This window comes from Riemerella anatipestifer ATCC 11845 = DSM 15868 (assembly GCF_000252855.1).
Taxonomy (GTDB): domain Bacteria; phylum Bacteroidota; class Bacteroidia; order Flavobacteriales; family Weeksellaceae; genus Riemerella; species Riemerella anatipestifera.
This window is the reverse complement of record NC_017045.1, coordinates 1765204-1779247: the sequence shown is the minus strand read 5'-3', so window position 1 is coordinate 1779247 and position 14044 is coordinate 1765204. Positions and strand designations below refer to the sequence as shown.

The 14044-nt window shown below is 34.9% G+C and carries 11 protein-coding genes; 9 read left to right on the top strand and 2 right to left on the bottom strand.

The features are described 5' to 3' along the window. Positions 1 to 127: 127 nt before the first annotated feature. The 4 genes from rpsB (at position 128) to RA0C_RS08440 (ending at position 6541) form a co-directional block, all read left to right on the top strand. Positions 128 to 880 (top strand): 30S ribosomal protein S2, encoded by a 753-nt coding sequence (gene rpsB, locus RA0C_RS08455; protein WP_004916689.1) that lies wholly within the window; start codon positions 128 to 130, stop codon positions 878 to 880. Between the two features lie 177 nt (positions 881 to 1057). Then, positions 1058 to 3868: a TonB-dependent receptor gene (locus RA0C_RS08450; protein ID WP_013447118.1), complete on the top strand. Its 2811-nt coding sequence runs from the start codon at positions 1058 to 1060 to the stop codon at positions 3866 to 3868. Between the two features lie 26 nt (positions 3869 to 3894). Beyond that, positions 3895 to 4938, top strand: coding sequence for a phytase (locus RA0C_RS08445; RefSeq protein WP_004916685.1), 1044 nt, complete (start codon positions 3895 to 3897; stop codon positions 4936 to 4938). A gap of 397 nt (positions 4939 to 5335) precedes the next feature. Further along, entirely contained in the window at positions 5336 to 6541 is a 1206-nt protein-coding gene (locus tag RA0C_RS08440; RefSeq protein ID WP_013447117.1) for a hypothetical protein, read from the top strand. Here the strand turns inward: RA0C_RS08440 and RA0C_RS08435 are convergent. Next, positions 6529 to 7035, bottom strand: coding sequence for a hypothetical protein (locus RA0C_RS08435; RefSeq protein ID WP_013447116.1), 507 nt, complete (start codon positions 7033 to 7035; stop codon positions 6529 to 6531). The genes RA0C_RS08440 and RA0C_RS08435 overlap by 13 nt on opposite strands. A gap of 128 nt (positions 7036 to 7163) precedes the next feature. Next, positions 7164 to 8858 (bottom strand): transcription termination factor Rho, encoded by a 1695-nt coding sequence (gene rho / locus RA0C_RS08430; RefSeq protein WP_004916680.1) that lies wholly within the window; start codon positions 8856 to 8858, stop codon positions 7164 to 7166. A 183-nt stretch (positions 8859 to 9041) separates the two neighbouring features. On the opposite strand from rho, the gene RA0C_RS08425 reads away from it, so the two are divergent. The 5 genes from RA0C_RS08425 to RA0C_RS08405 all read left to right on the top strand — a co-directional run bounded on the left by RA0C_RS08425 (position 9042) and on the right by RA0C_RS08405 (position 13993). Next, a complete protein-coding gene (locus RA0C_RS08425) occupies positions 9042 to 9434 on the top strand; it encodes a DUF4293 family protein (RefSeq protein ID WP_004916677.1) in 393 nt (130 codons plus the stop codon). Positions 9435 to 9567: 133 nt separating this feature from the next. Continuing rightward, positions 9568 to 11403, top strand: a complete 1836-nt coding sequence (locus RA0C_RS08420) for an ABC transporter ATP-binding protein (protein ID WP_004916674.1) — start codon at positions 9568 to 9570, stop codon at positions 11401 to 11403. Between the two features lie 80 nt (positions 11404 to 11483). Beyond that, entirely contained in the window at positions 11484 to 12944 is a 1461-nt protein-coding gene (guaB, locus tag RA0C_RS08415; protein WP_004916671.1) for an IMP dehydrogenase, read from the top strand. A gap of 30 nt (positions 12945 to 12974) precedes the next feature. Beyond that, entirely contained in the window at positions 12975 to 13676 is a 702-nt protein-coding gene (locus RA0C_RS08410; RefSeq protein ID WP_013447115.1) for a hypothetical protein, read from the top strand. Between the two features lie 26 nt (positions 13677 to 13702). After that, positions 13703 to 13993 carry a winged helix-turn-helix domain-containing protein gene (locus RA0C_RS08405; RefSeq protein ID WP_004916664.1) on the top strand — a complete coding sequence of 97 codons (291 nt, stop codon included), beginning with the start codon at positions 13703 to 13705 and terminating at the stop codon, positions 13991 to 13993. The last annotated feature ends 51 nt before the right edge of the window (positions 13994 to 14044 follow it).

The following is a 14044-nucleotide window of genomic DNA, read 5'->3' as shown; positions in this document are numbered from 1 at the left end:
AAAAACACAGTCTGCTACACAACAAATTAAAATTGCCCGTTATGTTTAGCATCCAAACATTTCTCCCATCTTAAGAAACAGTTGATTGCTCAAAAAAGCGGAAAGTAAACTAACAAACATTAAAACAATGGCAAAAGTAAATGTAAAAGACCTCTTAGAGGCAGGAGTACACTTCGGACATATGACGAGAAAGTGGAATCCTAACATGGCTCCATACATCTTTATGGAGAAAAATGGTATTCACATTATTGATTTACATAAAACAGCTGTAAAATTAGAAGAGGCTTGCTCTGCTTTAGAAAAAATAACTTCTGCAGGTAGAAAAGTTCTTTTCGTGGCAACTAAAAAACAAGCTAAAGAAGTTGTAGCTAAGCACGCTTCTGAGCTTAATATGCCTTACATCACTGAAAGATGGCCTGGAGGTATGCTAACTAACTTCGTTACTATCAGAAAAGCGGTTAAAAAAATGAACGCTATTGATAAAATGAAGAAAGATGGTACTTTCGAAACTTTATCTAAAAAAGAAAGATTGCAAGTTGATAGACAAAGAGCTAACCTAGAGAAGAACTTAGGTTCTATCGCTGACATGGTGCGTCTTCCTTCTGCTATCTTCGTAGTAGATATTATGAGAGAACACATTGCTGTTACAGAAGCTAAAAAACTAGGTATTCCTGTATTTGCTATCGTAGATACAAACTCTGACCCTAGAAAAGTAGACTATGTAATCCCAGGAAACGATGATGCTTCTAAGTCTATTGATATGATTTTAGGACAAGTTTCTGCAGCTATCAAAGAAGGATTAACTCAAAGAAAAGCTGAAAAAGAAAAGTCTAAAGAAGAAAAAGTTTCTGCTGAAAAAGATGCAGACTTTGATGCTTAATTAAGACTCTATCCAAAATAGAAACCACTTTTGACATTGTTCAAAGGTGGTTTTTCTTTTTAAATCATCCCAAAAAAGAATTTCGTTAATAATTTGTTAATATTTTTTTAAACTTTAAATAACCTCCTCTTCCTATTCATATCCCTAATTTAGCCACGAAAACTAAAGCTATAGGAAATGAAAAGAAATTTACAATTTGTCCTACTAATATCAACCGCAATATTTACTAAAGCTCAAGTAGGTACTCTATCCGGAAATATTAACGATAATTCTAAAATAGCACTTCCTGGTGCCAAACTAATCTTAACCCCTGGTAACTACCATACCATCTCTGACGACAATGGTAACTTTATTTTCCTAAATGTACCTGAAGGTAAATATACTCTTAGTGTAGATTATATAGGATATGGGGAACGCAAATACAACATCACCGTAGGTTCTAATAAAAACACCTATCAAAATATTATTTACGATAAAAAAATATCCAACATAAAGGAAGTTACTGTCATAGGTTTTTCTAGACAAAGCCAAGCTAGAGCACTCAATAAACAAAGAAATAATATGAATATATCTAATATTGTTTCTTCTGACCAAATTGGCAAATTCCCTGATGCCAATATAGGAGACGCTCTTAAAAGAATACCTGGAATTACTATGCAGAATGACCAAGGAGAGGCTCGTAACATCATTATAAGAGGTCTAGCTCCTGAACTTAATTCTGTAACACTTAATGGCAACAGAATTCCTTCTGCAGAAGGTGATAATAGAAATGTTCAAATGGATTTAATTCCATCTGATATGATACAAATGATAGAGGTTAATAAAACCCTAACACCAGACCAAGACGCTGATGCTATAGGAGGTTCCGTGGATTTAATTACAAAAACAGCATCTAATAAAGAAAGATTTTATTTCTCCACCGCCTCTGGATATAGCCCAATAAGAGATAAAGCTCTATTATCTAACAATTTTCTATATAGCAACAGATTTTTTAATGGGAAGCTAGGCTGGGTTCTGAACGGCTCTTATCATAACAACGATTATGGTTCGGATAATGTAGAAGCGGAATGGATAAAAGATAAGAAAGGAAGAGAGTACATCTCTCAAATGGATATAAGAAAATATGATGTTAAGAGAGAAAGAAAAAGTATTGGGTCTGATTTTGATGTAAAAATAAATCCTAAAAATAACATCCGTCTTTCTGCTATGTACAACTGGCGTGATGATTGGGAAAACAGATACCGACTAAGAATAAAAAAAATAGCTCCTCTGGAAAACCAACAAGGATTTGAAGGAAGAGAGGAAAGACAAACCAAAGGTGGTATCTTGAACAGACCTAATAATGGTGGAAGATTGGAAAGGCAAATTATGCAAAACTACGCTTTAAAAGGCGACCATATATTAGGAAATAAAATTGATTTGGATTGGGGAATTTCCTATGCCAAGGCAGAAGAACAACGCCCAGATGAAAGATATATTTCCTTCTATACCGATAGAAAAAAAATGGTAAAATATAGTAATGATATTGGCTCAGATGCAGAACCACTATATACTAGCTCCACGCCACCTAGCCTATCCGATTATAAGTTTGATAAGTTATCCGAACAAAACTCTCATACCTTTGAAGAAGAAACTACTGGTAAACTCAACCTTAGATTCCCATTTTCAATCATAGAAAATCAAAAAGGAAGGTTAAGAATTGGAGGTAAGATGAGATTAAAATTCAAGAAAAGAGACGGTGAATACCATACTTTCACTCCTATAGATAATGCTATGAGTTCACTATCAGGAGCAGACAACATCTTTTTTAGTGGTAAAAACTGGAATCCTAATAGCAAATACACTCCTGGATATTTTGCTTCTAGAGACTTTCTAGGCGGATTAGATTTAAACAACCCTAACCTCTTTAATAAAAAGAGAAATCCATCTGAATATCTCACTTCAAACTATAACGCCAAAGAAGGCATCTACTCTGGGTACATAAAATGGGATCAGCATCTTAATGAACAAATTTCATTTATATTAGGTGTTAGAATAGAAAATACAAAAACCCATTATACAGGAAATATCGTACAAGATGAAAACAACCTAGAGGGTACAAGAACCGTTTCTAACAACTATATCAACTACCTACCAAACGCAAGTATTAAATATACGCCTACCAAAAATTTAGTTCTCAGAGGAGCTTACACCACCGCAATAGCAAGACCAAACTATTACAGGTTATCTCCTTTTGTAAGTGTAATTCCTGAAGACAGAGATATTACCGCAGGAAACCCTAATCTAAAAGCCGCTTACGCTCACAATCTTGATGTTATGGGAGAATATTACTTTAAATCTGTAGGTTTAATTTCTATTGGCGGATTCTATAAAAAAATCAATCATTTTATTTATGATTATAGAGATTCACAATACTCTTACGATAAATTTTCTAACGATTTCCCAGACATCACTAATCAGCTAAATCAAACTGATATATATACCTTTATACAATCAAGAAATGGTGATGCTGTAAATGTCTATGGATTTGAAATTGCCTTCCAAAGGCAACTTGACTTCTTACCTGGCTTCTTATCCAATCTAGGAATATACACCAATTATACCCATACCAAATCTTACGCAAAAGGCATCTATACAGATGAAGGAGTAATGAGAGAAGGACTTATGCTACCAGGTACAGCACCACATATGTTCAATGCTTCCTTATCATGGGAAAACAAAAAATTCCAAACCAGAGTATCGTTTAATCACACCTCAGCTTATTTAGATGAATTAGGCGATAATGATTTCTATGACCGCTATTACGACAAACAAAGTTTTCTAGACATAAATGCAACTTATGCTATTAAAGAATGGATGAGAGTTTTTGTAGAAGCTAATAATCTCACAAATCAACCTCTAAGATATTATCAAGGCATAAGTTCTAGAACAATGCAAATGGAATACTATAGACCACGCTATACCATAGGTCTTAAATTTGATTTTTAATTTTTATTAAATTGTAATTTAGCAAAATGAGAACTACAATCACAACAGCCGTATTAGCCTTATTATTATCTAGCCACCAATGTACATCTATATCCAAATCTACCAAAAGTAGAGCAAATATCGTTAAGCCAAAAGTCATTACTCAACAAGTAAAACACGATACAGACGACCCTGCTATTTGGGTACACCCTGAAGATACGAGCAAAAGCCTAATTATAGGAACAGATAAAGACTCTGATGGAGGGCTATTTGTTTTCAACCTAGATGGAGTTATCGTAAATAAAGTTACGGATATTAAACGACCAAACAATGTAGATATTGAATATGGTTTTAAACTAGGAAACCAAACGATAGATATTGCTCTTACAACCGAGCGAGAGCGAAATCAAGTAAGAATATTTTCGCTACCGAGTATGAAAGAGGTTGGAGCATTCTCTGTTTTTGATGGTGAGGAACATCGCAGCCCAATGGGAATATCTATTTATAAAAATCCATCTACAGGCATTATGTATGCTATTGTAGGCAGAAAATCAGGACCAAAAGACAATTATCTTTGGCAATACAAATTGGTAGAAAAAAACGGTAAAATAACAGGAGAACTTGTAAGAAAGTTTGGGAAATATAGTGGTATTAAAGAAATAGAAGCCATAGCTGTAGATGATGAGCTAGGCTACATCTATTATTCTGATGAGCAATACGGCATACACCAATACTATGCAGACCCTGAAAAAGGAAACCAATCTATAGCCGTTTTTGGACAAGGAGATTTCTTATCGGATATAGAAGGGATTTCCATTTATCCTACCTCATCTAACACTGGCTATATACTTGTTTCTAACCAACAAGCTGACACTTTTAATGTTTATAGAAGAGAAAACCCAACAGCAGGGAAAATAGCAGAAATCCCAGTATCTACTAAAAAAAGTGATGGTTCTGAGGCTTCAGCTGTAAACTTTGGAGACAAATTTCCCAAAGGCATATTTGTAGCTATGAGCAATGGCAAAGTATTTCACATCTACGATTGGCGAGATATTGAGGAAAGAATTCTGCAAAAGGATATTAGAAAATAAACCATCGGTAATATACAATCTAAACCCTTTATTTTAAAATAGTTTTCTCATTGTAAATAGGCAGCTAACTCTTTTGTGAGAGTTAGCTACTTTATTATTTTAAGATTAATCATAAAAATAATAAAGATTAAAGTTGACTCTACTATCTAAGAGAACATTAAGTACTATAGAAACAGTCCATTTTATTTCATATATATTACTTATATAATAAATTAATTACTTTTGCATATCCTTTTAGAAGACAACTTTAATAATGACAACTTTCCTAAAAAACACAATCAAGAACACTCCTATCAAAAAAATTTCAATTTTAATTTTAGGTTGGGTTATAATGCTTTTTCTGAACTTTTTCCTTACAAATAATGGCTATTTTACAGGTGTAAGAATAACTTTCCCTATGAGTGTAGTCTATTTTTCCGAATTCCATTTAGAGGGTATTTTATTTTCTTGTCTATTTTTGATTTTGGGATTAGTTGGCTTTTTTAACTATTATAAACTGTCTGATTTAGGATTAGTTATTTTTTACTTTGGACTTATAACTCTTGGTAATCTCTCGCAAGGAACATTACACAATTCTTTTCTAAGACCTTTTTTAGATACCGATTTCCAATATTACCACGATGCTATTAGTATAAAAGATGGTCTTGATTTCCTTAAAAATTTCAACAATACACAAGAAACTTTAACTATGCACGCCAAAACCCACCCTCCATTCGTAGTTTGGTTTCATTTTATAATTTGGGAATGGTTTAAATCCCCACTAATACTTTCATTTATATTTTCATTTTTAAGTATGTGTGCCGTATTCCCTCTGATAAGAATATTAGAGGTGCTTTGCGTTCCAAAAATAAATAAGAATCTAATTGTATTAACATTCGCGTGTCTCCCTGCTATCAATATTTATTCTATAGTTTCCATAGATGGGATATTCCTCACTTTTTCTTTAATATTTCTATTGGGCATAATAAGATTAATCAAAGAAAAAAGTATAACCTATAAAAACATATTACCCATAATACTAGGAATGACCTTAACCAATGCTTTATCTTTCAGCGGTACATTCTTTTGGGCTTTTTTCTTTTTTATATCCTTTTACTATATATTAAAACATAAAGGATATTTTCTACTGAAAGCCTTTATCATTAGCATAATATCTTTTGGGACAATAATGCTAACTTGGTATTTCTTTATAGATTACAACCATATAAAGGCTTTCTTCACGGCGTCTCACTCTGAAAATCCAAACGGTTTTATGGGCTTCCACCAGCCTCTCGTTTATTTTTTTACAAGACTAGAAGACATTAGCGAGATTTTATTATTCTCCTCTTTCTCCTTCTTCGCCTTAATGCTATCTATAAATTTTTGGAAAACAATAGTATCCAAAGAATTATCTAGAGTCATTTTCATTGCTTTATTTACACTATTACTAATGTTTGCTACGGGAGCTTACGGAACAGGAGAAACTGCAAGAGCTTGTATGTATATATATCCTTACCTTACCCTTACTCTTATATATAAAAAGGAGAAAGTAGTTCAAAATATATTTTTAATTGCATTACTTCAGACTTTTGCAATGCAGTTGATAGGAGATTATTTTTGGTAGACTGACAACGGAACATTTAGATTCACCTCTATATTAACCCCTTTTAAAGATTTATCATTAACTGCTTGATTTGGAATTTGGAAAGCGTACCCTACGGTAAAATCTAGTATTCCGAAGAAACTAAGCCCTACCTTTGGAGCAAAATATTTGTTGGTAGTTTCTACGCCTATTAGACCATAGTATGAGTGATTAAGTGTTTTATCTTCCTGAAAGTTAAATAAAATATCTCCCTGCAATTTAGGGATTACTGCAAACTTTCCGTTAGGGCTCCCCAGCATAGCAGAAGCTCCCAAACGGTACATAACATTATCTTTTTTTAGGAATAGAAGTCTTCCTCCCACCTCTCCAAAACTCACATTTTGATAATTATACCCTACAAATACCATTGGGTGAGTTGTCATTTTATTTTGGGCTTTGGTATAGAACAATCCAAACAAGACTGACACTAAAACTAACAAAATAATTTTAGTTTTATTTATAAATATATTTTTCACTTCGAAATATTATTAGATACAAAAATACAGAAATTTAATTTGCTGTAAAGATTACTCTTCTGTCAAAATAAAAAACCACCTTAGGATATTTCTCTAAGATGGTTTCGAATATATTATTTAAAATCAATTTATTTATTCATAGACATTAGGAACTCTTCGTTGCTACGAGTACCCTTCATCTGCTTCTGAACGAACTCCATTGCTTCTACTGGGTTCATATCAGAAAGGTATTTTCTCAAAATCCACATACGCTGTTGGGTAATTTCGTCGTGCAACAAATCATCTCTCCTCGTACTAGACGCCGTAATATCCACCGCTGGGAAGGTTCTCTTATTCGCTATCTTTCTATCTAGAACCAGCTCCATATTACCTGTTCCTTTAAACTCTTCAAAAATCACCTCATCCATTTTAGACCCCGTATCTATGAGTGCCGTTGCAATAATGGTAAGTGAGCCTCCGCCCTCTATCTTTCTTGCCGCCCCAAAAAATCTTTTAGGTCTATGTAAAGCGTTGGCATCTACCCCACCAGAAAGTATCTTACCAGAAGCAGGTGTTACTGTGTTGTAAGCCCTAGCTAAACGCGTGATAGAGTCTAACAAAATCACCACATCGTGCCCACATTCTACCATTCTTTGAGCTTTAGAAAGCACTAGATTAGCTACCTTAACATGCTTTTCAGCAGACTCGTCAAAAGTAGAAGCTATTACCTCCGCATTTACACTTCTTTGCATATCGGTAACCTCCTCTGGACGCTCATCTATCAGCAAAATCATCATATAAGCCTCTGGGTGATTGGCCGATATAGAGTTCGCTATATCCTTGAGAAGCATTGTTTTACCAGTTTTAGGTTGAGCCACAATCATAGCTCTTTGCCCTTTACCTATCGGAGCAAACAAATCTACCATTCTAGTAGATGTAGTAGTATTAGCCCCTGTTAAATTGAATTTCTCTTGAGGAAACAACGGGGTTAAATGCTCAAAAGCCACACGGTCTTTAATGAAACTAAGATCTCTACCATTGACCTCCAATGGCTTTTGTAAAGAGAAATATTTTTCTCCTTCTCTAGGAAGTCTTACTGTGCCTTTCACAGTATCTCCCGTTTTTAGTCCATAATTTCTAATCTGATTAGTAGAAACATAAACATCGTCTGGGGAAGAAATATAATTAAAATCTGCAGAACGCAAGAAACCATAGTTATCAGGTAGAATTTCAAGCACTCCTTCTATAGTGATTAAATTATCAAAATTAAAGGACTTTTCAGTTTCCTGCTCGTTCTTCTCTTTGTGATTAGTGTTAGGCTGTGATTGATTTTTGTGTTTCTTAGATTGTTGTTGTGGGTGAAGTTTATCTTCTTTAGCCTCTGCCTCCACTGGAGTATCGGTTACCTTAGTATTCTCAGATATTGATATTTGCTCCGTTTTTTTCTTCACTCGCTTTCTTTGATTCTTTCTCTGAGAGTTAGCTTCTTGTTCCTCTTTAGTATTCTCTGCAGAAACTTCTTCAACTTGTAAAGTTTCAGCGTCTTTCGTTTCTACTTCCTTAACTGTATTATCTTCTTTTGGAATCCTTTTTCCTCTCCTATTTGTTTTTTTCTCTACCGCTTGAGAATCCTCTTGAGTTTGATGATTCTCTTTCTTTTCATTAACTATCTCTGTAGCGTTATAATAGTCTTTAGTTTGTTGTGGATTAGAGGCTTGAAAATCTAAAATAGCATAGACTTTATCTTTCATTGTAGCCCCCCTACCTGTTTTAACGCCTAAATCTTTAGCAATCTTCGTAAGTTCAGCAGAAGATTTAGCCTCAAGGGTTTCTATATCAAACATAATTGAATTATATTTCTGTAATATTTAAAAATGTGGATTATTTAATCTAAAAAAGTGCCACTCTACCCAAGAGTTGAGTAAGAGTTTATACTGAATCTGTACTGCAAATCTACATTATTTTTGACAAATACAAAAAATTATTCCTATTTTTGCACTACAATTTAAAACTATACAACTAAACCGATGCTTCAAAGAATACAAACTATCTGGATGTTTTTGGCTACTATGGGAGCTGTATTTCTTTTTGTATCATCTCAAGATGTAGAAGTTATGACTATGGGGAATCTGCCTATTCTATTAGGTTGCGGATTACTGGTAGTACTTCTGTCTCTTAGTATTTTCAGTTTTAAAAATAGAAAAAGACAAATGATGCTGAACCGTATCAGCATTTTTATAAACGCTTTGTTGATAGGTGTATTGATTTACTGGTTACTAAACTTACCTGGAGGAATAGATTTTCCTGAGAAAGGTATTGAGCCACTATTTTCGTTTATCTCTATTGTATGTTTGCTAATCGCAAATGTGTATATAGAGAAAGACGAAAGGCTTGTAAAATCTGTAGACAGACTTCGATAGACTTCACAACGATTTTTATTTTGAGTGAAAACAGTTTTAGAATCCATTATTCTAAGACTGTTTTTTTTATCAAGTTTTAAAGATTTCCTATAACAAATAAAAAACTTATTTTTGTAACCCATATAAAAATTTAATGAAACCTTTACATAGAATTTTAAGCTTCGCCAAACCACACCAAAAGTACCTTTGGGGAAGTATGTTTTTTAATATTTTGTACTCTGTACTTCAGATATTTTCGGTGCTTTCTATGCTCCCTGTTTTAAGGATTATCCTAAGGTTAGATAAAATAGACACTACCAAAGAGCCCTTCTATGACGGTAACATTAGTAATTATTTTGGCTACTTAAAAGATTTGGTCTATTATAAAATACAGATATATAACGATATTTATGGCGGCAGCACCGTGCTGGCGTGGGTATGTGTGATTACAGGGGTAGCGTTTTTGCTTCGTAATATCTCTAGATACCTTGGGTCTTTTCTCCTTGTAAACTACCGTGTGGGGATTACTAAAGATTTAAGAAGTGCCATCTATCACAAATTTCTAAAACTCCCCGTATCGTTCTTCACAGAACAAAGGAAGGGCGATATGATGTCTAGAATCTCTAACGATGTCGGTGCTATAGAAAGTGGTATTATGGGAGCATTAGTAGATATTGTGAATGCTCCATTCATGATTATTTTTTCGCTCACCGCCTTGTTTTTACTAGATGCCCAGCTTACGCTGTTTTCACTCATCGTCTTCCCTATTATGGGGTGGTTGATTTCGTGGGTTGGTAAAAGTTTAAAAAGACAAGCTAACTCGGCACAAGAAGAACTAGGCAACCTATTCTCTTTAGTAGATGAAACCTTAAAATCTTCCAAAGTCATCAAAATCTTTAATGCGGATAAAATCCTAAAGAAAAGATTTGACACCACCACCACCCTTTGGCAAAAATACGCCATAGGTATGAGCCGAAGACGAGAGCTCGCCTCTCCAATGAGTGAGTTTTTGGGGTCTATCACGATGTTACTTATCGCTTGGTTTTCGGGCATCAGTGTTATCAACGGGACTAATAACGACCCAGCTACTTTCCTTATTTTCTTGGGGATTTTCTATCAAATCCTTGCGCCTGCCAAACAACTATCTAACGCCGTATCGTCTATACAAGGCGGAATGGCAAGTCTGGAGAGAGTTTCGGAAGTTTTAGATTATGATTTAAAGGTGGAAGAAACTGCCAATCCTATCGCTATTGATAATCTCAACCACAGCATTGAGTTTAAAAACATCAGCTTTTTCTACGACCAAGACCATAAGATTCTAGAAAACTTCTCTATGTCTTTACCAAAAGGGAAAACCGTGGCATTGGTGGGACAGTCTGGAAGTGGTAAAACTACCGTCGCCAACCTCTTGGCAAGGTTCTACGATGTCAATAACGGGAGTATAGAGGTAGATGGCAACAACATCAAAGATTTAAAACTAAAAGACTACCGAAGTCTGCTAGGAATGGTTACGCAAGAGTCGGTATTGTTTAACGATACAGTCTATAATAATATCTTAATGGGTAAACCAGATGCTTCCAAAGAAGAAGTCATCGCTGCGGCTAAAATAGCCAACGCACACCAATTTATAGAAAGCCTTTCTGCAGGGTACAACACCAATATAGGCGATGATGGCAATAAATTATCAGGAGGACAAAAGCAAAGAATATCCATCGCAAGAGCGGTACTCAAAAATCCACCCGTGATGATTTTAGATGAAGCTACCTCTGCCCTAGACACCGAAAGCGAAAGAGCCGTGCAAGATGCCTTAGACAAAATGATGGAGAACAGAACTTCGCTCATCATTGCCCACCGACTGTCCACCATACAAAAAGCCGACTTAATCCTAGTAATGGAAAAAGGCAAGGTGATAGAACAAGGCAACCACAACGACTTAATGGCTAGAAATGGCGTTTACAAAAAGCTAGTAGAGCTACAAAACTTTGATTAAATCTCCTTAACATTGGTAAGCCAAGTTGATTTTCTTTTGTAAGATTAAATAAAAAGCCTTAGTTTTGCAAAGAAAGTGCTATGCCTATACAAGACAAAATTGTAGAAACAGCCATTACTTTCGATGATGTGCTTCTAGTACCGTCCTTTTCTGAGGTACTTCCCAATCAAGTTTCACTTAAATCTCGTCTTACCGACAAAATTACGCTGAATGTACCTATCGTTTCAGCAGCGATGGATACCGTTACCGAATCCGACTTAGCTATTGCTTTAGCTCGTGTGGGTGGTTTAGGATTTATCCATAAAAATATGCCGATAGAGGAACAAGCTGCTCAAGTAAACAAGGTAAAACGTTCGGAAAACGGAATGATAGCCGACCCTGTAACGCTTTCTAAAGACTATACTTTAAGAGAAGCTAAAGAGCTGATGTCTAGATACAAAATCTCTGGTCTGCCTGTAGTAGATAACAATAATACGCTTATAGGCATTATTACCAATAGAGATGTAAAATACCAAGAAAACTTGGATATGAAGGTGGAAGAGTTGATGACGAAAGACAATCTAGTAACTTCAGATAAGAACACTACTCTTGAAACAGCTAAAAATATCCTCCTAGAAAACAGAGTAGAAAAACTCCCTATCGTTGATGAAAACTTTAAACTCGTAGGGCTTATCACTATTAAAGATATAGACAATCAATTAGAATATCCTCACGCTAATAAGGATAAAAACGGCAGACTTATAGTAGGTGCGGGTGTAGGCGTAGGCGAAGATACGATGGAGCGTGTAACTGCCTTAGTTAAAGCTGGAGTGGACATTATCGCCATAGATTCTGCACACGGACATTCTAAAGGGGTTTTAGACAAAATAAAGGAAATCCGACAAGCCTTCCCAGACCTAGACATCGTGGGTGGAAATATTGTAACCGCAGAAGCTGCTAAAGACCTCATTGAGGCTGGTGCTAATGTTCTAAAGGTAGGTGTAGGTCCAGGTTCTATCTGTACCACGAGAGTGGTGGCTGGTGTAGGTGTACCTCAACTTTCGGCAATATATAATGTTTATGAGTATGCTCAATCTAAAAATGTTGCTGTAATCGCAGATGGCGGAATTAAACTTTCTGGCGACATCGTGAAGGCTATCGCAAGTGGTGCTAATGCAGTGATGCTTGGTTCTCTATTCGCTGGTACCGATGAAGCTCCAGGTGAGGAAATTATCTTCCAAGGAAGAAAATTCAAATCTTACCAAGGTATGGGTAGCTTAGCTGCGATGAAAAGAGGTGGTAAAGAGCGTTATTTCCAAAGCGAAGCTAAGAAATTTGTACCCGAAGGCATCGAAGGTAGAGTGCCACACAAAGGTAAATTAGAAGATGTGGTATTCCAGCTTACAGGTGGACTGAGAGCTGGTATGGGATACTGCGGTGCGAAAGATATTAAATCACTACAAACCGATTCTAAAATGGTAAAAATAACGGGTAGCGGTCTTAAAGAATCTCACCCTCACGATGTGATTATTACTCAAGAAGCTCCTAATTACTCCTTGTAATCATAAAAGTAAAAAAGCGATAATCAAATTTTGATTATCGCTTTTTTATTAAATACTGATTTTTCGTTTGTCTATTTCAAAATAAAATTTAACTTTGCATTTCAAAGTTCTTTTATGATTAAAAATAATTATCAAGAAGATTTATCTCATATCCGCTCTATGATGGAGCGAAGTACTCGTTTCATTTCGTTAAGTGGTTTTTCTGGTATTTCAGCAGGGCTATTTGCAATACTCGGAGCATCTTATGTTTATTTCTTATTTAAAAAGTCAGGGGTTGAATATTTTAACCCTTATCAGAATATTGAACTTGCTCCACTCATCCCTCATTTAATTATTACCGCCATTGTAGTGTTGGTTCTATCCATTGGATTTGGAATATTTTTTACCGTAAACAAAAGTAGAAAGAAAAATCTCCCTATTTGGACGAACACCACGAAAGATTTACTTTACAACTTATTTCTGCCATTGGTCATTGGTGGGCTATTTTGTATCGGACTGATATACCATAGTTATTTTGTACTATTAGCTCCTGCTACGCTTATTTTTTACGGGTTGGCACTTATCAATGCTTCAAAATATACTTACTCTGACATCAAATTTTTAGGAATTACAGAGTGTGTTATAGGAGTACTTTCTATGCTTTTATTAGGTTGGGGATTGCTGTTTTGGAGTTTAGGCTTTGGAGTCGCTCATATTGTGTATGGGATTATTATGTATAAAAAATACGACTAGTCTATTTTACACTTTAAATCTATTTTATGATTGATATTAACCGACTCAATAAAGAATTTGAAAATAGGGTAAGGCTAGGAATAATGTCTGTACTCATAGTGAATGAATGGGTTGATTTTACGGAAATGAAAACGATTTTACAAGTAACCGATGGTAACTTGGCAAGCCATAGTAATGCACTAGAAAAAGCTGGATATATAGAAATGAAAAAAGAATTTGTAGGAAAAAAGCCTAAAACCTCTTATAAAGCCACACTAGAGGGCAAAGAAGCATTTAATAACCATATCAATTTATTAGAACAACTTTTAAAAAAATAAACTTTTTTTTACTCTTTCACTTTGAAATTCAAAGAACTTTAAAATAAAAAT

Bases quoted from the DNA above. Each gene is read 5' to 3' on its own strand.
- RA0C_RS08440 (WP_013447117.1), top strand. From the start codon at position 5,336: ATGAGTGTAGTCTATTTTTCCGAATTCCATTTAGAGGGTATTTTATTT.
- RA0C_RS08450 (WP_013447118.1), top strand. From the start codon at position 1,058: ATGAAAAGAAATTTACAATTTGTCCTACTAATATCAACCGCAATATTT.
- rho (WP_004916680.1), bottom strand. From the start codon at position 8,858: ATGTTTGATATAGAAACCCTTGAGGCTAAATCTTCTGCTGAACTTACG.
- RA0C_RS08445 (WP_004916685.1), top strand. From the start codon at position 3,895: ATGAGAACTACAATCACAACAGCCGTATTAGCCTTATTATTATCTAGC.
- guaB (WP_004916671.1), top strand. From the start codon at position 11,484: ATGCCTATACAAGACAAAATTGTAGAAACAGCCATTACTTTCGATGAT.
- RA0C_RS08405 (WP_004916664.1), top strand. From the start codon at position 13,703: ATGATTGATATTAACCGACTCAATAAAGAATTTGAAAATAGGGTAAGG.
- RA0C_RS08420 (WP_004916674.1), top strand. From the start codon at position 9,568: ATGAAACCTTTACATAGAATTTTAAGCTTCGCCAAACCACACCAAAAG.
- RA0C_RS08425 (WP_004916677.1), top strand. From the start codon at position 9,042: ATGCTTCAAAGAATACAAACTATCTGGATGTTTTTGGCTACTATGGGA.
- rpsB (WP_004916689.1), top strand. From the start codon at position 128: ATGGCAAAAGTAAATGTAAAAGACCTCTTAGAGGCAGGAGTACACTTC.